This is a genomic window from Streptococcus parasanguinis ATCC 15912, assembly GCF_000164675.2.
In the GTDB taxonomy this organism is placed as follows: Bacteria; Bacillota; Bacilli; order Lactobacillales; family Streptococcaceae; genus Streptococcus; species Streptococcus parasanguinis.
Window position 1 is genome coordinate 780053 of sequence record NC_015678.1, and the last position, 19781, is coordinate 799833.

Annotated in this window: 16 protein-coding genes and 2 pseudogenes; 4 read left to right on the plus strand and 14 right to left on the minus strand. The window is 43.3% G+C overall.

All coding sequences use genetic code 11. The features are described from left to right. Nucleotides 1–90: 90 nt before the first annotated feature. The 5 genes from HMPREF0833_RS03785 to HMPREF0833_RS03805 all read right to left on the minus strand — a co-directional run bounded on the left by HMPREF0833_RS03785 (nucleotide 91) and on the right by HMPREF0833_RS03805 (nucleotide 5434). Entirely contained in the window at nucleotides 91–1413 is a 1323-nt protein-coding gene (locus tag HMPREF0833_RS03785; protein WP_013903781.1) for a sensor histidine kinase, read from the minus strand. Then, the gene (locus HMPREF0833_RS03790) at nucleotides 1410–2063 is read right to left on the minus strand and encodes a response regulator transcription factor (RefSeq protein ID WP_013903782.1); all 654 of its coding nucleotides are present in this window, start codon (nucleotides 2061–2063) and stop codon (nucleotides 1410–1412) included. Before HMPREF0833_RS03790 ends, HMPREF0833_RS03785 begins: the two co-directional genes overlap by 4 nt. A 71-nt stretch (nucleotides 2064–2134) precedes the next feature. Further along, nucleotides 2135–3511 carry an ABC transporter permease gene (locus tag HMPREF0833_RS03795; RefSeq protein ID WP_013903783.1) on the minus strand — a complete coding sequence of 459 codons (1377 nt, stop codon included), beginning with the start codon at nucleotides 3509–3511 and terminating at the stop codon, nucleotides 2135–2137. A 12-nt stretch (nucleotides 3512–3523) separates the two neighbouring features. After that, nucleotides 3524–4156 carry an ABC transporter ATP-binding protein gene (locus HMPREF0833_RS03800; protein ID WP_371094392.1) on the minus strand — a complete coding sequence of 211 codons (633 nt, stop codon included), beginning with the start codon at nucleotides 4154–4156 and terminating at the stop codon, nucleotides 3524–3526. A gap of 15 nt (nucleotides 4157–4171) precedes the next feature. Then, entirely contained in the window at nucleotides 4172–5434 is a 1263-nt protein-coding gene (locus HMPREF0833_RS03805; protein WP_041818274.1) for an ABC transporter permease, read from the minus strand. Nucleotides 5435–5628: 194 nt separating this feature from the next. On the opposite strand from HMPREF0833_RS03805, the pseudogene HMPREF0833_RS03810 reads away from it, so the two are divergent. Further along, nucleotides 5629–6563, plus strand: a pseudogene (locus tag HMPREF0833_RS03810) (IS30 family transposase). A 35-nt stretch (nucleotides 6564–6598) separates the two neighbouring features. Then, nucleotides 6599–6781: pseudogene (locus tag HMPREF0833_RS03815) on the plus strand (transposase); the annotation flags it as partial. 34 nt (nucleotides 6782–6815) lie between these two features. On the opposite strand, the gene HMPREF0833_RS03820 reads toward HMPREF0833_RS03815, so the two are convergent. The 7 genes from HMPREF0833_RS03820 to HMPREF0833_RS03850 all read right to left on the minus strand — a co-directional run bounded on the left by HMPREF0833_RS03820 (nucleotide 6816) and on the right by HMPREF0833_RS03850 (nucleotide 14802). Beyond that, nucleotides 6816–7013 carry a DUF3272 family protein gene (locus tag HMPREF0833_RS03820; protein WP_013903789.1) on the minus strand — a complete coding sequence of 66 codons (198 nt, stop codon included), beginning with the start codon at nucleotides 7011–7013 and terminating at the stop codon, nucleotides 6816–6818. Between the two features lie 38 nt (nucleotides 7014–7051). After that, nucleotides 7052–8728, minus strand: a complete 1677-nt coding sequence (gene dnaX / locus HMPREF0833_RS03825; protein ID WP_013903790.1) for a DNA polymerase III subunit gamma/tau — start codon at nucleotides 8726–8728, stop codon at nucleotides 7052–7054. Then, nucleotides 8728–9225 carry a GAF domain-containing protein gene (locus HMPREF0833_RS03830; protein ID WP_041818487.1) on the minus strand — a complete coding sequence of 166 codons (498 nt, stop codon included), beginning with the start codon at nucleotides 9223–9225 and terminating at the stop codon, nucleotides 8728–8730. The genes dnaX and HMPREF0833_RS03830 overlap by 1 nt, the downstream gene beginning before the upstream one ends. Before the next feature lie 370 nt (nucleotides 9226–9595). After that, the gene (locus HMPREF0833_RS03835) at nucleotides 9596–10276 is read right to left on the minus strand and encodes a YoaK family protein (protein WP_013903792.1); all 681 of its coding nucleotides are present in this window, start codon (nucleotides 10274–10276) and stop codon (nucleotides 9596–9598) included. 193 nt (nucleotides 10277–10469) lie between these two features. Beyond that, the gene (gene udk / locus HMPREF0833_RS03840; protein WP_003002524.1) at nucleotides 10470–11108 is read right to left on the minus strand and encodes a uridine kinase; all 639 of its coding nucleotides are present in this window, start codon (nucleotides 11106–11108) and stop codon (nucleotides 10470–10472) included. Between the two features lie 648 nt (nucleotides 11109–11756). Next, entirely contained in the window at nucleotides 11757–14168 is a 2412-nt protein-coding gene (locus tag HMPREF0833_RS03845; protein WP_013903794.1) for a flavocytochrome c, read from the minus strand. A 25-nt stretch (nucleotides 14169–14193) separates the two neighbouring features. Further along, entirely contained in the window at nucleotides 14194–14802 is a 609-nt protein-coding gene (locus HMPREF0833_RS03850; protein WP_013903795.1) for an NADPH-dependent FMN reductase, read from the minus strand. 231 nt (nucleotides 14803–15033) lie between these two features. On the opposite strand from HMPREF0833_RS03850, the gene HMPREF0833_RS03855 reads away from it, so the two are divergent. Both HMPREF0833_RS03855 and HMPREF0833_RS03860 read left to right on the plus strand, forming a co-directional pair. After that, nucleotides 15034–16233 carry an L-lactate MFS transporter gene (locus HMPREF0833_RS03855; protein ID WP_041818278.1) on the plus strand — a complete coding sequence of 400 codons (1200 nt, stop codon included), beginning with the start codon at nucleotides 15034–15036 and terminating at the stop codon, nucleotides 16231–16233. 74 nt (nucleotides 16234–16307) lie between these two features. Then, the gene (locus HMPREF0833_RS03860) at nucleotides 16308–17186 is read left to right on the plus strand and encodes an AraC family transcriptional regulator (RefSeq protein WP_013903797.1); all 879 of its coding nucleotides are present in this window, start codon (nucleotides 16308–16310) and stop codon (nucleotides 17184–17186) included. A 267-nt stretch (nucleotides 17187–17453) separates the two neighbouring features. Here HMPREF0833_RS03860 and HMPREF0833_RS03865 read toward each other — a convergent pair whose 3' ends face one another. Together HMPREF0833_RS03865 and rfbB are read right to left on the minus strand one after the other, a co-directional pair. Further along, entirely contained in the window at nucleotides 17454–18566 is a 1113-nt protein-coding gene (locus tag HMPREF0833_RS03865; RefSeq protein ID WP_041818281.1) for a hypothetical protein, read from the minus strand. A gap of 125 nt (nucleotides 18567–18691) precedes the next feature. Next, nucleotides 18692–19738, minus strand: a complete 1047-nt coding sequence (gene rfbB / locus HMPREF0833_RS03870; protein ID WP_003002700.1) for a dTDP-glucose 4,6-dehydratase — start codon at nucleotides 19736–19738, stop codon at nucleotides 18692–18694. Between the last annotated feature and the right edge of the window lie 43 nt (nucleotides 19739–19781).

Consider the following 19781-nt stretch of genomic DNA (forward strand, 5'->3'; position numbering starts at 1 on the left):
AGCTTTTACAGCCCTACTCAACTGTGCGGAGGTGGGACGACGAAATCGAATTCTAACGAATTACCGATTTCTGTCCCACTCTCTATTTTTTTATTCTTGAGGCTCTTTGGGCAGTTCCATACGGAAGCGTAAGCCCATAGCTGTTTTATCAAATTGGTAGGCCAGTTCTTCATGGTCTAGCAAGTGTTGGACTACGAAGAGTCCCAAGCCGCCTTCTTTCTTCTGGCGACTAGCGGTCATTGGCATCTCAGCGGTCTCTACCATTTCCTGACTGGTGTTTTCAACAGCCAAGTGCGTCCCTTCTTCGAGACGGAGCTGGATCTCTCCACCGGCATCCGAATGCTTGACGGCATTACTGATGACGTTTGAGAGGACCAATTTTAGAATCGCTGGGTCCATATAGATTGGTTTAGCTGGGATCTGATTGTCAATTGTGAGCGCGCGGGATTGAGCCAAGACCTTGTACTGGTCGAGGATCTGCTCTACGACCTGGTCCAGTTGGATCCACTCCTTGTCTCCGGCCAATTCTTGGACAGAGGACAGGGATAGGATTTCTAGGACGATCTGGTTCATCTCATCTACGATATCGAGGGAGACTGACAGATAGCGGTCCCGGTCCTTGTAGCGGCCAATCTTATCCCGCATATTTTCTAGGATAATCTTCAAGCTTGCCAGAGGGGTCTTGAGCTCATGCGAGGCCCCACGTAGGAATTCGACCTTCATCTGCTCCAACTTCAGATTTTCCTGTTTCTGCTGCTCCAGATTGTCGATTACTTCTAGGAGATGGTGATAAAGGTCGTTGATCTGTTGCTTGAGAACGCCGATCTCATCCTGTGAATGAATGGGAAGACTGGCTGTCCGATCCAGGCGCTTCATCCGCTTGGTCATCTGCTTGATCTCAAGGATTGGTGCAGAAATCATGCGGGCATAGAGATAGGAGGCAATCAATGACAGAACAAAGGAAGCGAGGAGACTATAGGGAAGAAAGCCCAGACTGATGTCCCGCGCTTCCTTTTGCGAATCGACGGTTGCTAAGAATTGCAAGGTCAAGTCCTTTCCTTCTTTGGTCTCAATTTTTCGCTCTTCAATAACCAAGGAATTGTTCTGGCTGTCAGGGTTCAGGAGTAAGTCATCCTTGACCTCTAGGGCATTCTGTTTTTCCTTGCCCTTGATCGAGACCTTGATATCATTGGTCTTGGAATAAAGGTCGATGACGGACTCAATGGTTCCTTCTTCCTGGCCTTGGAAACTCTTGGCCAGAGCCTGTGATTTCTTCAAAATCGTCTGGCGCTGAGACTCGATATAGGTCGAGGGGAAAATAAAGTAAACCGAAGCATGTAGAAGGATGACTAAGCCACTAAAAAGGGCAAAGGTGATCAGAAAGATCTTTGCAAAGATACTTCGTTTGGTCATGGTCTCTCCAATTTATAGCCGACATTGCGTACCGTAACGATACAGTCCAGCTCTAGTTTTTTTCGTAGTTCCTTGATATAGACATCGATCACCCGGTCAAAAGGAATCTCCTCTGTCTCCTTCCAGACGGCATCGAGAATCTGAGAGCGGGTCCGGGCCTTGCCTTCATGCTGGAGCAAGTATTCCAAGATTTCCAACTCCTTGGCATTCATGGAGATGGCTTGCCCAGCTAAGCTGGCTGTGTAGCTCTCAAAATCCACCCGTGCCTCTCCATAGGTGAAGACCCGGGAAGGCTGGAGCTTTTTAAAAATGGCTTCGATGCGGACCTTCAAGAGGGACAAGGAGAAGGGTTTTTCCAGGTAGCCATCCGCCAACTCTCCAAAGGCCGTCAACTTATAGTCCTCATCATGGAAGGCCGTCAGCATGAGGACAGGAACTGAGCTGGTCTTCCGGATGGTCTTGAGCACTTCCAAGCCATTGAGGATAGGAAGCTGGATATCCAGCAAGACCAGATCTGGCGCTTCTCTGTGAAAGAGGTCCAGGGCCTCCTGCCCATCACCTGCTTCAAAGATTTCATAGCCACATTCCATGAGATAGTCGCTCATCCCTTCGCGAATCAGGACTTCATCTTCTACGATTAGTATCTTCATACACTTTCCTTTATCTAAGAAACTTCTTCTACCTCCTATTATACCCTATTTCTATTTTAGGAAACAATCTCTTATTCGACATCCACCAAGAGTTCCTTTGGTTTCTTATGCAAGAGCCATTGTGAAGAAAGGATGGATACCAGAATCAAGAGGAGCCCACCGACCAATACAATCACCAACAATTGGCTCGGTTGGATGTCCATATGGAGTTCCGTCAGGGTCTTACTGAAGCTTTCTGCCTCAGCTCCTCCACCAAGGTTGGCTGCAGAGGATTCTTGAGCCATTTGTTTGGCAATGCCACTGGTTACGTTCTTAAGCACCGTATCTCCCACTGCTTTAGCAAGAAGCCCTGCGACTCCATAGGAGAGGAGGAAGGCTGGGATGGAAATCATGACTAATTCTGCCACGAATTGCCCCGCAATCTGTACCTTAGAAAGTCCTAAAGCCAGTAAGATTCCCACTTCTCTGCGACGGGCATTGAGCCACAAGACGAGGAGAAGGGTGAGAAGCAAGCTAGCAAATACGAGGCTACCGATAAACAAGTAGTCCGCCACTTGGAACATGCTGCTGATCGATTTTTGCAAGGCTGGGTAGTTGGAAGAGCTCTTAACCAAGTCAAAGTAATTCCATGGGATATCCAAGGCTTTGATTTTTTCGATCAATTTGTCCAGGTCCTGATCCCCTTTGGCAAAGAAGGTCGCATCCTCATAGGTAGCTGTTTGAACAGTATTGCCGTAGAGTTTGGCAGCTGTATCTAGGTCAGAAATGAGGGTATCTTCATACAATTCTTGGGCGTAAGTTAGAGGAGCTTGGTTCTTCCCTGAGAACAGACCCTTAATGGTCACTTCGACGGTTTCATTGGCCCCTTTTTCATTGTCAGCATCATAGAGATTGGACTTGAGGCGCACCTTGTCGCCTACCTTGAGGCCATTCTTTTTCGCCAAATCTTCGTGCATGAGGATTTGGTTTTTGTCTTTATCCGTCAGGTGATCCCCTTGGACCAGCTTGTAGGCTCCAGAGACAAACTTATCTTCTTTTGAAGAGTCATTGACCCCTGTCACCATCAAGGTATTCTTGAAGTGCTTAGCCCGCTCTGGAGATTGATTTTGCAGGGTTTCTTCGGTCTCAATGATCTCGTGGTCTAGGATATCCGCGATGGCATTGATCCGCTTGATGGAGGAAGTGATCCCCTCTACCTGACTGATTTTTTCGATGTCCTCTCCTCTGAGATTCCCCGCTCCCCGAGGGGTTCCTGGATTAGTCCTGCGATTGATCTGCATCGAGAAGCTATTGGTGATGGATCCCAGACTTTCCGATGAAGCTTGTTGGGTCGCTCCCTTCATGGAGAGTCCGATCAAGCTCAAGGTTCCCATGAGGAGAATGATGGCAAAGAGCAAGAGAGACTTGGGCCATTTACGTGTGATATAAGCAAAAGCATTTCGCAACATAACATTCCCTCCTTACTTGCTCTTCTCAACGAGGCTACGGCGACTCAATTCCAAGACCACATCGGAGGCCTCTGCCACTTCCTTGCTGTGGGTGACGACGATGACACATTTTTGGCGCTCCTTGGCCAACTTCTTCAAAATGGCAATGATATCACCTGCTGTCTGTTCGTCTAGGTTTCCCGTCGGCTCATCAGCCAAGATGACAGGTGCTTCTGAAACAAGTGCACGCGCAATGGCCACCCGTTGCTGCTGCCCTCCGGATAGTTGGAGGACATTGCGTTTGATTTGCGTTTCGTCCAATCCCAATTCCAAGAGAATGTCTTTCCCAGCTTGTTTGTTGACCAGGCGGACATTTTCAAGTGGCGTCAAATAATCAATCAAATTGTAATTCTGAAAGACTAGGGAGACATGGTGCTTGCGGTGGTAGCTGGACCCTTTGGTCTGAATGTCCTCCCCATCAAAGAGAACCTGCCCCTTCTTGGGATTGTCTAGACCAGCCAAGAGAGAGAGGAGGGTAGATTTCCCAGTTCCTGACTGACCGATAATACTGTAAAATGTCCCATTTTCGAACTGATAGTTCACATTTGAGAGGATATCTTCACTATAGCTTTGGTAACTATAGGCTACATTCTTGAGTTCTAACATATGTGTCATTTCTCCTTAACTCATTTTTGTTAATATTTCTTTTGGGGTCTTGCGCCAGATCATGCTGGTAGTTACACCGAGCGACAGAAGGATCAAGCACAAGAGGCTAGCATAGGCGATTCCTAAGGAAAGGCCTTGAGGGATTTGGTTGAGTAAGTCTAGGGTCTGCTGTTGACCGGTCTCTCCGACAAACTGCTCTAAGAAACGATGGCTGACCATCCGTCCGATGAGAAAGGCTGGGATCACCGCTAGTAAGGATACCAGCACCACCTCCAAGAGGAACTGTCTAAAGATCCGGCCCTTGCTCTTCCCAATGGATAAGAGCACCCCGATTTCATGGATCCGCTCCCGTGTCCAGAGACTTAGTAAGAGCGATAGCGCACCTGCTCCTGTCACCAGGAGGACGATCATCATGATCCTTACCAGCCCTTCTAGTGTCTGAGAGGATTCCTTCATCTGATCAAAGGCCTTGCGATCTTCGACCACGCGTAGCGATTGCCAATCCAGATCCAAGCTTTTGACTTGCTTCAAGAGAGCATCGATTTTCTCAGGATCTTTGACTCCAAAGGTGACCTGGGTCACTTCTTGCTGACTGAGACCAAGAAGCTTAATCGCATCCTCATAAGGGAGGTAGACTTGGTTTTCACTCAGATCAGAGGTCATTCCTGTGAATTTTTCCTGTTTCTTACCCGAAAAAATCCCAACGATTTCAAAGGTTTGCTCTTTGGCAGGAGTCTCTCCCATCTGAAAGCTGGATAAGGTCAAGGAATCTCCGACCTTTAGTTTGTTCTTCTTAGCCAACTCTTGGTGGATCAAGATCTGGCCGCGAGCCTTGTCGGATAAGTGCTTGCCTTGCACCAGTTGGAAACTGCCACTGCGGAAATCCAGGTGCTGGTCTGTCTTCTGGGTAAAGACAGCGCCTAGCGCTTGCTTGGCTTCCTGACCCAGATCATCCCGTTCCACCGACTGCTGCCCAGTCACCGCTTCTTTATCAAGAATGCGAACGGGACTTTCATATTGAGGAACCATGGATCCTACCCTAGCTAGTTGCTGCACTTTTTTAGCCTCCTTCAGAGCAAAGGGTGTCTCCCCTTGTTTACTGGTCAGGGCAAAACTGGTCCCAGCCGACTGCTTGATATGGTCCTCCAGTCTTCCTCCCACTTGCATCAGTGAAAAACAGAAATACAAGCAAGAGAGGATCAAGAGGAGAATCAGAAAGAGGACCAGATTCCTCGTTCTTTTTCGAGAAATATAGGCGATTGCCTGTTGTAAGAGCATGATCTTACCCTCCATTTCAAGTTCCACAGTGATACAATGTGGACACTTTCATCATTTGTTATAGTTATTATAGAAAAGAAATGTGAAATGTTTATGAAATGATAAATTGTAAAATATAGTGCAACAAAAAGACTCATAGCGTTTCATTGGTGTAAACTGTAAGTAACCACACAAACAGAACCCGAGGAAAAACTATGAGCTACTCCCATCTTACCATAACCGATCGAATAAAGATAGAAACTTACTTGGATTTAGGTTTGAAATCTTGCCAAATTGCAAGTAAACTTGGCGTCCATAAGTCTACCATTTCAAGAGAGTTAAGACGATGCAAAAATGTTTACTCCGCCGTCTTAGCACAGGAACAGTACGACCACAGGGCTAAGCAAAAGGGTCAGAAGTCTTGTTTGACACCAAAGTTGAAAAAGGAAATTGAAAAGGGGTTAAAAGCCTCTTGGTCACCTGAACAGATTTGTGGTCGCTATCAGCTTGAACAAAAGCCAATGGTAGCTTTTAAAACCATCTATAATTGGCTCTATGCTGGTTTGATTGATCTGGATTTAAGCGTCCTGCGCCGAAATGGAAAAAATCGACAGCCCAAAGAAACACGTGGACATTTAGGATTGGCACGTCGATTGCCAAACGTCCTAAAGTGGTCAGGAATCGTGAGACTTTTGGCCACTGGGAGCTCGATACTGTGGTGTCTTCCAGAGGCAAAAGTAAGGGCTGTTTAGCGACCTTTCTAGAGCGAAAAACTCGTTTTTACTTAGCTTTCAAGATACCAGATAGAACAGCCAAAGCTATGTATTCAGCTATCGAACAACTTTGTAAGCTATTTCCAAAAGAGGCTCTTAAAACCTTCACTTCAGACAGGGGAAAAGAGTTTGCCTGCTATCCTCTGGTGGAGAACTTAGGAATTCCCTTTTTCTTTGCGGACGCCTATTCTTCCTGGCAGAGAGGAAGCAATGAAAACGCAAATGGCTTACTAAGAGAATATTTCCCAAAGAAAACAGATTTAGCCACTATTTCTGATGAGGCTTTGAACAAGGCCTTATATGATATCAATCACCGACCACGAAAATGTTTAGCTTACAGAACTGCTTGTGAAGCTCTAGAGGATGAGTTCAAGTAAATGTAGCATTTATTCTTGCAATTTATCAAGAGAAAAAGATCATGAACGCGCTGGAACTGCCCTACTCAAATGCAAAATTAGAAGCTACTAATAACCTCATCAAGGTCATCAAGCGAAATGCTTTTGTCTTCCGGAACTTTGAAAACTTCAAAACTAGAATTCTCATCGCTTTGAACATCAAAAAGGGGAGAACCAATTTGGTCCTCTCCAGGTTGTAACTTTTTATCAACCCACTACAGTTGACAATGAGCCTTATTTTCTTTTCTTCTTCATTTCTTTTTCAATCGCACTAGCAATTTTCTCCACCATATAGGCCGTTTGGAGATTGCGCAGGATCAAGAGGGCCCAAAAGAATGCAAAGAGCATCTGACCCGCCATGGTCGCTTCATTGAAAAAATAAGTCTCCATAGCAGTAAAGACTGCTATCACTGCAAATTGTTTTGTATTCATACCATTATTTTACCATGATTCGGTAAAAAATTCATGTATTAATCGTCCTGAAGGGTAATTTTATCAGATAGGAAGGTAAATTCCTCAGGAATGACGCTTTCCTCTTCTTCCACCACTTCGGCTTTTTGTCCACGCGCCTTAGCCGAAAACTCTGCCCGGATTTGAGTCCACTCCTCTAGAGAAACCGCTAGAATCTCTGGAGAAAAGCCAGCAGCATTGCTGAGGATATTCCCAAACATGGTATTGAGGTTGTCCCGCTTCATGGTCTGTTCAGCATTAAAGGCAGACTCAAAGGCTAAAATCGCATGGTTTTCATTGGCAGCGACCGGCTGAGATCCGATTAAGAGAGCCCTATCCGCACCTGCCAAGCTTTCGATAATTTCCCCCCAAGCATTCTGAAGACGGATCAAGTTGGTCCGTGCCAGCTCAGGGTTTTCGACCGCCTCTTGCAAAATCGCGTTGACCTTGTTGCGATCTGCCCGGTAGCCCTTGCTAGACTTGGTCTGACGAGCTACTGCTGGTTTTGAAGCAGGTAGACTGTTACCTGTTTGCGCTAACTGTTGCTTGAGCTGAGCGACTTCCTTCTTCAAGTTTTCCAGCTGAGCTAAGACATTATAAGGAACTTCCACAGCTACTGAGTTAGAAACTTGGCCCGTGCTTTCCGCCAATTTAATGGTCATCATTTCAGTATAAATGCGCGGTTGCAGGCTATTTTTGATATCGGCTAGACTAGTCGTCGCTTGGTCAATCAGGGCAAAGAGACGAGCTTGATCGGCTGCAAGGTTTGCCTCGAATAAATCACTAGCATGGGTATTTTCTCCACCCGTCTGAACAATCAAGAGATCTCTCAGGTATTGAAGTAAGTCCGCGACAAAACGAGCCATATTCTTGCCATTATCAAAGATAATCGCCAGCTGGTCGAGCGCCGCTGTCGCATCATGGTCCAGGATGGCAGCCACGTACTGATCAAGAGCGGCTAGACTGATGGAGCCGGTGATCTCTTCAGCAATCGCGGTCGTCAACTCACTACCCGCAGTCAGACTTAGGGCTTGGTCTAAAATGGACAAAGCATCCCGCATCCCACCTTCAGCGCGCCGGGCGATGATCTGGACAGCATCTGCTTCATAGGCAATGCCTTCTGTAGCTAAGATACTTTCCAAATGGTGAACGATATCTGGCAGTTTGATAGATTTGAATTCAAAACGTTGCACCCGTGACAGAATGGTCGCAGGAATCTTGTGCAACTCCGTTGTTGCAAGGATAAAGACCACGTTTTCCGTTGGCTCTTCCAGCGTCTTCAACAAGGCATTAAAGGCCCCTGTTGAGAGCATATGGACCTCATCGATAATATAGACCTTGTGCTTGGCTAGACTTGGAGCATAGGTCGACTTGTCGCGAATATCGCGAATTTCATCGACCCCATTGTTAGAGGCTGCATCGATCTCGATGACATCTTCTAGGCTCCCATTGGTAATGGATTCACAGATATAGCAGTCGTTACACGGCTCCCCATTGACTTGATTGGGACAGTTCATGGCCTTAGCAAAGATCTTGGCCACACTGGTTTTCCCAGTACCACGAGGACCTGAAAAGAGATAGGCATGGCTGATCTTCTCCTGCTCGACGGCCTGTCTCAATGTCCGTGCCACTACTTGCTGGCCGACCAATTGGCCAAAGGTCTGGCTACGGTATTTCCGATATAAAGCTTGATACATTAGTTCTTAACCCCAAACATCTTAAAGTCCCAGTTTGTCTTTTCGATCAAGAGAGCGACAAACTTTTCCAAATACTCGTGATCCAGCTGATCATAGTCAGAGACACACTCCGAATCCAGGTCTAAAACCCCAAGGAGCTGGCCGTCCTTGACCATAGGCACCACAATCTCACTCATAGCCCGACTATCACAGGAAATATAATTAGCATGTTGGCGCACATCTTCCACAATCATGGTTTCTTGCTTTTGAGCTGCTTCTCCACAGACACCCTTTCCAAGAGCGATGTGGACACAAGAAACGCCTCCCTGAAAGGGTCCCAAGATTAATTCCGTTTGGTCATACAAATAAAAACCCGCAAAGACCGAACGAGGCAAGGCTTGATTTAAGAGAGCACTGGCATTGGACAGATTAGCCAAGGCATTGGTTTCATCCATTAAGAGAGCGTCTAACTGAGCCAGCAAGAGCTGGTATTGTGATTCTTTTTCCGAATGTTTCATACCTCCCATTATACCAAATCTTTGCCCAAAAATTAAGCTTCAAACAGCGAAAGAAAAGAGAGTGGGACAGAAATCGGTAATTCGTTAGAATTCGATTTCATCATCCCACCTCCGCACAGTTGAGTAGGGCTGTAAAAGCTGATGAAATCAGCGTAGTAGAGCCCACTCAACCACTGCGTCTTGCTCGACAATCCAAAAACAATTGAGAGGCTAGGACTTTTGTCCCAGCCTCTGGAATATAGATAATGTTATCTTAAAACTTTTCTCACGGCGGAAAGTTTCAATATATTCTTGATTCATTTTAAAAATGAAATCTCAGTTTTATTTCTTTGCAGAATCATTTAACTCATTCTTCTAAGAATGATTTTATCTATTCATGTCGCCGATTGAAGTGAAAGACTTCAAAATATTGAATGGCGCGATAAATTAAAAAGATAGTCAAGATGATGGACACCAGCCAGATGGTCTCTAACCCATAATACTGGATCAAGTAGGTTGAAAAAATGGCCCCAAAGACAAAACTCCCGATCAAGCAGGTCATAAAAATGGCTTCCCAAAGGAATTTCTTCTCCTTTTCTCTGACAAAATTCCCATAAGCCACCATGGTTTTCTTGAGATTTCCCGTCATAAAGGAATGATTATAGGCATAGCCATCTACTTCTCCAAAAGAGGTCGCAACGATTCCCAAACTCAGGCCAAAAAAAGGCACAATGAAGACATTTTTTACCGATGCTGGCAAAAATCCCGTCACCAAGGTCGTGAGGATAAAGGGCACCAAGGTACTGAGGCGCCAGACTGAATTGTCAATCAAACGCCGCAAAACCGTCATCAAAAAGATTCCCAGCATAAAGGCCAACATGGTCGCTAACTTTACTTCTACATCTGAGATCTGTTGGCCAATCAAACCAACCGATAGAAAGACCACATTTCCCGTCTGGCCTGCCGCCAAGGTCCCACCCCGACAAATAAAAGTATAAGCATCTGAAAAACCAGCACACATGGTCAATAAACAAGCGAACGCCTTGGTCCGCGAATGAAACTCCCTTTTCATTTCCACTCTCCCTAGGAAAAAGAGGGAGTGGTACAGAACGTTACATAACGTTTCTCGTACCACCCCCGCAACATTGATTGAGAACTCTTTCGAGTTTTTAGGCGAATGACGAGTCTCACCAACTACTGCGACATTCCGTAATTCCAACTATTGTTATTGGATTGGAGATCGATTTCCCTCTTTCTCCCTATTTTTATTTTCCCTCACGCGCTTCGTTGAGGATTTTTTCAATCTTGGTTGTGATCAAGTCAATCGCAACTGTGTTGGTCACGCCCTCAGGAATGATCACGTCCGCATAACGCTTGGTTGGCTCGATGAACTGGTGGTACATCGGTTTTACTACACCAAGGTATTGCTCAATGACACTATCAAGACTCCGGCCACGCTCCTCCATATCGCGCTTGATCCGACGAATGATCCGCACATCATCATCCGTATCAACGAAAATCTTGATGTCCATCAAGTCCCGAAGACGCTTGTCTTCAAGAACTAAGATTCCTTCCACGATAAAAACATCTTGTGGTTCCTGACGATAGGTCTTGCTGCTGCGCGTATGCTCTGCATAGTCATAAGTTGGGATATCCACCGGACGACCCTCCAAGAGTTCATTGATCTGCGCAATCATCAAGTCCGTATCAAAGGCAAAAGGATGGTCATAGTTGGTCTTGATCCGCTCCTCAAAGGTCAAATGACTCTGGTCCTTGTAATAAGAATCATGCTCAATCATGGCAATCTTTTCATTCGGGAAATTAGCCAAAATGGCACGAGACACACTGGTCTTTCCACCACCAGAACCACCAGTAACACCAATAATAATAGGTCTATTTTGCATTTTCTACTCCATTACCTGTAGTCGTCTGAGAAGAAATAGACATCTCAGACACATCTTATCCATTTTACCATATTTTTGCCTAGACATGAATAGTTTTTCAGTCAGAAATTTGGAAACAAAAACTCTAAGCAGCCTCAGCCTGCTAACTCATGAAAGAAAAGAAAGTGTGGTTTAAAATAAAGGTGAACAATAGAATTCCGCGGTCATTAATAGGGCTTTGCCCTAGTTCATATGAAAGTGCCGGCATTAAAAAATCCTCACACCTCACACCAAGAATACGACAAAGAAAAAGTGCTAGGACTGAGGCGACAGTTCTAACACCAAAATTTTTAAAAATTTCAATTACAGTATCGTACAAGAAGAGTATTTTTTGCGCTCTTTTTGATGTTTTTTTCAAATAAAAAGTCACCGAATTTGGTGACTTCATTAGGAGATTATGATGAAAAAAGTTTTAGGATTTCATTAAATGAAGGTTACTCAATGAAAATCGAAATCAGACTAGACAGAGCGACGTAAACATAACTAAAGTTAGGTAAGTCGAATTTAACGAAGTATGGTGAGATTTTCGAAGAGTAATAAGAGATCTTCATTTAATGATGACAAGATACATGAACAGACTTAAAGTTAGCTAAGATTTTAAATCCACTACTAACAATTTTCTTTAACAGCTGTTTGACCTGCAATCCGTCCAAAAGTAAAGATATCCGTAAGCGAATTTCCTCCTAGACGGTTACCTGCGTGAAGTCCTCCTGCAACTTCTCCGGCAGCATACAAACCAGGAATAATCTGACCTTTTTCATTCAAAACATGTGTTGAAGTATCAATCTTGAGACCACCCATTGTATGGTGAACAGCTGGTTTTCTTGGTGTTGCGTAGAACGGTGCGACCTCACACTTGAGATCAAAACTACCCTTGTTAAATTCAGGGTCAAATCCCGCATCCACATAAGAATTGTACTTTTTGATTGTATCTGCTAAAACCTGTGGATCCATGCCAATCTGAACAGCCAACTCTTCTATCGTATCTGCACGGTATAGAGTGCCTGCTTTGACTTGGGCATCGATTTTTTCTTGGCTAGTATTATAGGCTGTTGCCTTGATGCGATCATCTGCAATCAAGTAGAACAAGCCTCCATTATCAATCGCTGCTTGAGATAGCTTGTCTCGGCTACCGTACTCATCTACAAATCGCTTCCCTTCAGTATTTACCATGATGAAATTAGCTGGAGGAACTTGAAGTCCTGAGAAGAGAGCACCTGTCACTGGATCAGATACCGGCATCATTTGACTAAAGCCCATCCCCACTAGATCTGCACCTACACTTTGACCTAAGAGGATTCCATCCCCTGTTACAGCTGGTGTATTAGAGGTAGCAATATCATCCGCAATTTCGGTCCAGTAGGTATTGTATTTTTGTAGCATCTTAGTATTGGCACCAAATCCTCCAGAAGCTAAAACAACAGCATCTGCATGAACGAGGATGGTTTGACCGTTTCGGCCTTCTGCTCTAACACCCTTGACAGTCCCTTCTTCTACAAGCAATTCTTTAACTGGAGAGTCCGTCAAGATCTTGCCTCCATTTTCTAGAACATATTTTTGTAGAACCGAGATAAAGGCATAACCCATGGGTTGAACCGGCTTATGACCACGACGCCAAAGAGCTCCAACTGGCATTGTGACTTCACTACGAACAAATTCAACACCGATGTCTTCCAACCAGCGAACAGACTCAAGGGCTCGTTCGGTCAATACAGAAACTAAATCATATTGACCATGAATTTCATGTCCTTGTAAATCTTTTCGTTTTCCACCGATATAGGTTTGGATACGGTAAAGTAAGGTAGAATCAAACAAATAGCTTGGATCCTGCAAATACTGCTCAACCTCAACTTTCAAGGCTCTAAAGTCTTCTAAATATTCTGGGTCAATCGTTGATTCATCTATCGCAATCAATTCTTGAAGAGTGTTTGCCTCACCTGGATGAGCTTCGAAGGTCCCTTGCCATGCTGGATCTGGTGCGTTCATTGGACCACCCGCACGAACAGTATTTCCTCCAATTGCTGGGAATTTCTCTACAACAATTGGCTTCTTACCAGCTTGTAGGACTGCAGCAGCTGCAGCTAAACCGGCTCCTCCACCTCCGACAATGACAACGTCGGCCTGATAAGTTTTATCTTCTTTATCTAGGGCAGATGGTGCTTTGGAACGTTTCCGTAAAACATCTGGATTTGCACCGGCTTGTTTGACCGCACGTGCAACTCCGTCCAAGACACCATTTGAAGTTACAGAAGCACCTGACACCGCATCAACATTTAAAGTTTGTCCCTCAATGATTTCTGCTGGAATACGAGTGAAAACAACATCTGCGATTCCTGAAGATTCTCCAGAAGAATCAATTTCAATTTTTTCAATACGGTCCTCAGAAACTGTGACGTCCATTGGCAATTTACCATTATGACCTTCCGTTGTAACGTGATAAGTTCCTGGCTCAAATCGAATTTCTTCAGGAAGATTTAGTTGGTTTGCAACAGATACAAAGCGAAGGAAACGATAGAAACAACTATCTAAGAAATCGACGGTTCGCTCATCAATCAAATCTCCATTTTCATCAAATGCTCGATGAGCTCGGCCAAGTAAAAATTCACTTCCTGGCATAACTGTTGCATTTACACCAGGTGCATCCAAAATCTGACGAAGATGAAGTTGGGCACGTGAAGAACCTTGAACATCATAAGAAGCCCCTACAATCATGGTTGGTTTTCCATCTAGTGGATGGATGTTAAAAGACAACCACTCGATCAAGCTATTCAAACTTGATGGAATCGTATGATTGTGTTCAGGTGTCGAAATAATCACACCGTCTGCTTCCGAAATCGCTTGGTTAAATTTTTGAATAACAGGTGTATCTGTTTGATCATCGGTTTCATTGAACATCGGTACATCGGTAATTTCTAAAATCTCAATATCCGCTTTGGTTGCAAAATGTCTTTGCATAAATTGCAACAAACTACGGTTATAAGATTGTTTGGCATTGGTACCAACAATAGCTACTAATTTCATGGATTGTACTCCTTTCTTGAGACGCTTATGCTTTTAACCATTCTTCCCAGATGAATGATTTCTTACGTTTTGTATCTTCTGGTTTGACCAAAGCTTTTGTTAGTTCAACAAAATTTTGGAACTCTGAAAAATGTTCTTCCAACTCTGCAACTTTTTCAGGATTGTTCAAATGATTGTCATCATCCAATACTTGTTCAGAATGACCTAGGAGAAATTCTGTCCCTGGCATCACTCTTGCTTTCAGTTCAGGCGCATCAAGAATCTGACGCAAGTGCGCTTGGGCTCTAGATGTTCCAAGCAATCCAAGAGAAGCTCCGACAATCATCGTTGGTTTGTTAATCAAAGCGCGACTAGTGTAGGCAATCCATTCCAAAGCTGAAGCCAGGGGTGCCGGTATGGTGTGGTCATACTCAGGTGTTGAGATAATCACACCATCTGCAGCAAGGATTTTTTCTGAAAAAGCTTGAACTTCGGCAGGTGCTAGCTTGTCCTCAGGTTCGTTAAATGCTGGCAATTGTTTGATTTCCAATACCTCAATGTCAGCTTTATCTGAAAAATGTTTTTGCATAAATTTTAAGAGTTTCCGATTGGTTGAGCGGTCAGAATTTGTTCCAACGATAGCAACTAGTTTCATCTTGCTACCCCCTTTATTTGTTTGATTTCATATCTTTAATATCATTATACAACTTTGGCCTTTCTTGTGAATCAATAGCCCTAAAAGATTGTGTTATCCTATCAGTTTATCTTAGTTTAGTATAACTTAGTGAAAAAAATAACAATATTTTTTGAGAAAGTATTGACCCTCATTTTTAACTATGTTATAGTCTTTGTGAAAATATGTATTAAGTTAGTGGAGGTTTTTCTTATGAAAGAGACATTCAATCGTTGGCAAGTTTTAGCTGCATCAACTGCTATTCTCCTCTGTACAGGGGCAGTCTATTCTTTTTCCGTTTTCGCTGGGCCTCTAAGTTCTTCAACAGGCTGGTCAATGTCCGAAATCATGCTCGCATTTGCAATTAACTCAGCAATCGGACCGATCCCCATGATTCTCGGAGGTTATTTGGTAGACAAGGGATATGTAAAATGGACAATTGCCCTTGGTGCACTTCTCTTTGCTAGCGGCTTTTATCTAACTGGTTATGCTAGTTCACCAGCCATGCTCTATCTGACCTATGGTTTGATGGCAGGTCTCGGTCAAGGATTTGCCTATTCAGGAGCCCTCTCAAATTCTCTTCGCCTCTTCCCGGATAAACGAGGCTTAGCTTCTGGGATTCTAACAGGAGGTATGGGGTTTGCTGCAGTTATCGCATCACCAGTTGCAAGTAGTCTCATTCAAAAACAAGATGCCTTCTTTGCTTTTCGAACAATCGGACTAGTCTATATTGTTGTTATTATCTGTGCAATTTTCTTCATCAAAGCAGCCCCAAGTGGTTTCCAACCTGCAGGTTGGAAAGCTCCAGTACAAACTAAACAAGTACCTGCTAATAAAAACTGGAAAGAAATGCTACAAAGTCCGCTATTTTACATTATTATCAGCATGTTCTTTGTCGGTGCTTTCTCTGGTTTAATGATTGCCTCTCAGGCATCCCCAATTGGTCAATCAATGTTTGGCCTTTCAGCCGGAACAGCAGCTCTCTATGTTTCTCTTTATTCAATCGCGAACTCTAGTGGTCGCTTTATCTGGGGATCACTCTCTGATAAAATTGGTCGTTCTCAGACTTTATTGATTATCTATTCAGTCATCGTATTGGCACTCTTCTCTTTAACAATTATCCCTGGACAACTTGGTTTCACTCTAGGAATCCTCGGACTTGGTATCTGCTTCGGTGGTGTTATGGGAGTCTTCCCTTCCATTGTCATGGAGAACTACGGACCTGCAAATCAGGGGGTCAACTACGGCATCGTCTTTACAGGATATTCTTTAGCTGCATTTTTTGCACCTAAAGTTGCGGTTCAAATGGCAGCAACCAACAATGGAAATTACAGTGCTGCATTCTACGTCGCTATCGCTTTAGCAGTTGTTGGGCTCCTTCTCAACCTTCTATATATGAAGAAGAAAGGCTAAAAAAGAGAACTTCCTATATAAGGAAGTTTTTTTGATATAATAAAACTAGAAATAGTTTATCGGGAGGATTTATCATGGCTCAATATTCACGACATTTACGAGATAACCCATCTGATTTCCCCTACGATTTTGAAAAACAAATCTTATCTAAGCAATCAGCTGATACCATTTATCATTGGCATCCTGAACTTGAGATAATCTATGTCAAAAAAGGAACTGCTACCCTGTATATCAATTCTGAGCGCTTTGAAAGTCATGAAGGCGATATTTTTCTGATTCAGCCAACATCTCCTCATGCTATCTACGCTATTGAAAATCAAGAACAAATTTCTACAGTTTTTCGCATCCATCTAGATTTCCTAGGTAGGAATCAAATAGACAGTTTTAGCCAACGCTATATTCAACCAATATACTCTGGACATTTTTATCTCACTCCTCGGATTTCGCCAGACGATCATGCTTATGAACCAATTCGCGATTGTCTTTTTTCTCTCTTTTCTATCCTTGAAGAACAGAGTATTTACTACGACCTCCTATTAAAGTCTAAACTCTATGAATTTTTCTATCTTCTCTTTAAGTACAGGTATGTCAATCGACACTATACAGATGATACCTATCAAAAATATCAGAAATTAAAAGAAATGATTGGTTATCTTGAGCAACACTATGCAGAGCCCATTCAAATTGATCATCTTGCTACAACATTTGGATATAGCAAAAATCACTTTATGAATATATTCAAACAACACACTGGGACAAGCTGTATGGATTATCTCATACGAATGCGTTTAGAGAAGGCTTGTGAAAAGCTCGTTCAAACCAATCAAAGTGTTCAAGAAATAGCAAGCCAGGTCGGCTTTACTAACCTCTCAAACTTCAATCGACAATTCAAACAGCATTTTCACTTGACTCCTAGACAATATCGAAACCAACAACTCAAAAAAGAATCCTAACCATATCTCTCCTTAGAATCTTACTTGGGAAACTTTTCTTTCTCAAATAAAAGGGACCTTGCAGCCCTTTCAGACTGAAGAAAAAGTCCATTTTGGACAATTTTCTTCAGTCTTTTTTAAAAATAGAGAAAGTAAAAACTCTTAAGAATAGCGCGATATCAGCATTCCTAAGAGTTTTCACTATATGGTACCCAACCTACAAAATGGAAATGTTTCTATTGATGGTAGGGTTTGTCTACGTTCTAAAAGGACCTTGCAGTCCTTTGATTATTTCACTTTTTCTAATTTTGCGGCAAATTCATTACCACCACGTAAGACGAGTATATTTTTTCCACCGTTGACAGGTACGAAACAATAATTTGAATTAGCTTGTATATAGACTTCCTTAGCGCTCTTCACTTGATAGCCTTCTGATTTCACCGCTTCTTGAATTATTTCAAATGTGTGTTCGATCTCTTCTTTAGAAGTCGTATCTCCATCATACTTTTCTGAATCAGCTAGAGAATAGAATGCGTAAGCCTTGCTATCGTAATACTTATCACTAATAATTCCGTGATCTGAAATCTGAACAGTTGTATTATCTCCTTCTGTCACATTTTTCCATTTTCCAACCATGGCCTTTGGTGTTTCAACCTTGTGATAGACCAAATTTTCTTCAAAGTTTCCTTCGTATGATTTATAAGTTTTCAAGTCGAATAAATCATTTCTTAAAATAATATTGCTTCCGTCTTTTTGGAGCAAGTTATAGCGTGTGTTCCCACCAGACTTAATAACAACTATTTCTGTCGTCTTCAGGTTAAATTTCTTATCGACATCCGCAAGTGAATGCAAGTCCGTTGCATTCAACAAAGAAAGTGCTGTATTAAATTCTTTTTTCGCTTCATTGCCCTTGAGAACCTTTTTGATGGTCTCGCCACCATTGACTTTTTGTTTCTTTCCACTTAGTTCATAAGTGACCGGACTTGAATCCGTATTTCTCAACCAAACACCATCTAGACTTGGTCCACCTGAAAAGAAGAAGAACCAAGCAAAGGAAATCACTGCGACAAGTCCCGCAACTGCGGCCCCAATTTGGGGTTGTTTATTAAAACTGAAGCGTGATCTTTTCGGTCTTGGAACAGGTTGCAAGGTTTTCGCCGATGGCTGCGGTTGGACAACAGCTGTCTGCTCTTGTGAAAGAGGTGCGCTAGGTGCAACAGGTGCTTCCTGAGCAGGAGCCTGCGCTTCAGCTGCTGGAGCTGGTGCCTCAGTTGTTGGAGTCGGCGCTTCTTTTCGCTCTACGACAAACTCCCCTTTTTCACGCGCTTCTTGAAATTCTTGCATACTTGGCTTGCGACCATTGATCGCTTCAAAGTATTCAACCCAATCGTTTTGATTCATCATATCCCCCTTATTGATTCATCATAAAAACTAACCATATTATACCACAAATCCATGGTTAATTTCGTTATTTTCAGAAAAATATCTGAAAAAGTCCAAGCGATTTTCCACTTGGACCTTCTTCATTATTTCAAAACTTTTTGTGTTTTCGCGTAGTTAGCTTCTACAGCTTCTTTTTCAGCCTTCCACCAGTCTTGATGGTCTGTGTACCACTTGATGGTATCTTCCAAACCTGCTTCGAAGTTTGTGAATTGTGGTTCCCAACCTAATTCTTCACGCAATTTTGTTGAATCGATGGCGTAACGCAAATCGTGACCAGCACGGTCTGTTACACGGTCGTAGGCGTCTTTTGGTTGACCCATTTTTTCAAGGATGAGCTCAAGCACTTCTTTGTTGTTCTTTTCACCATCGGCACCGATCAGGTAAGTTTCACCGATACGGCCCTTAGTGAGGATAGCCCAAACACCAGTTGAGTGGTCGTTGGTGTGGATCCAGTCACGGACGTTCTTCCCTTCACCATAAAGTTTTGGCTTGATGCCAGACAAGATATTGGTGATTTGACGTGGGATGAATTTTTCGATGTGTTGGTATGGCCCGTAGTTGTTTGAACAGTTTGAAATAGTTGCCTTAACACCAAAGGAACGTACCCAAGCTTTCACAATCAAGTCTGAAGCAGCCTTAGTTGATGAATAAGGTGATGATGGGTTGTATTTGGTTTCAGCAGTGAATTTTTCACCAGGACCTTCCCCATGTCCAGGAAGATCTTCGCGCAATGGAAGGTCTCCATACACTTCGTCTGTTGACACATGGTGGAAACGAATGTCGTATTTACGAGCAGCTTCCAAGAGTGTATAAGTTCCAACAAAGTTTGTGTAGATAAATGGAGATGGGTCTTTGAGGGAGTTGTCATTGTGGCTTTCAGCCGCATAGTGAACAATAGCATCAGCCTTGGCAGCCAATTTGTCAACTAATTCAGCATCAGCGATGTCTCCCACCACCAACTCAACACGATCTCCAAGGATTTCTTCGATATTGGCACGGTTACCAGCATAAGTAAGTTTGTCCAAGACAGTCACATGCACGTCTGGATGGTTGTTGTAGACATAGTGTACGAAGTTTGAACCGATGAAACCAGCTCCACCGGTTACGATGATATGTTTATATTCTGACATTTTTTCTCCAAATAATTTTTAGTTTTGATTGTTCCTTTAGCTA